A 542-nucleotide genomic window follows, 5' to 3' on the forward strand; every position below is an offset into this window, starting at 1 on the left:
TCATTTTAATGTTTAGCTCTTTAAATGAACTTAAGGGAGATTTTCTCATCAAAATTCTTGTTCCAACGATATTGGTTAGCATGATAAAGACACAGTTGATCAAGAAAAGATAGAGAGCCCCAAATAAATATCGTTCATTTCCATTAGCTAAACCATAGCCCGCAGTACAGATAGGTGGCATTAGAGCTGTTGCGATGGCTACTCCTGGCACGATATTGTTTGCTTCTTTTTTCCTTGAACCAATGACACCTGCTATCCCACCAGCAATAGCAATGACAACATCCCAAATGGTTGGAGAGGTTCGTGCAATCAACTCGCTACTTGCATAAGATAAGGGAGAAATCCAGAAATACAGAGTCGATACAAGCAAACTGACCAATACTTGCAAATATAAAACCTCTAGAGATTGTTTGATTAAACGCGTATCAAAAATTGCTAAACCGAATCCCAGTCCAACAATCGGTGTCATAAGAGGGGAAATCAGCATGGCTCCAATAATGACAGCTGTTGAATTCATATTTAGACCTATAGAGGCAATAAAA

The 542-nt window shown here is 38.6% G+C and carries 1 protein-coding gene; it reads right to left on the reverse strand.

Annotated features, from left to right (window positions below):
* The coding region (locus BAZO_RS01645; protein WP_003329469.1) for a DUF389 domain-containing protein at window positions 1-542 on the reverse strand (542 nt) is incomplete at both ends.

The organism is Schinkia azotoformans LMG 9581 (assembly GCF_000307855.1).
Lineage (GTDB): Bacteria > Bacillota > Bacilli > Bacillales > Bacillaceae_J > Schinkia > Schinkia azotoformans.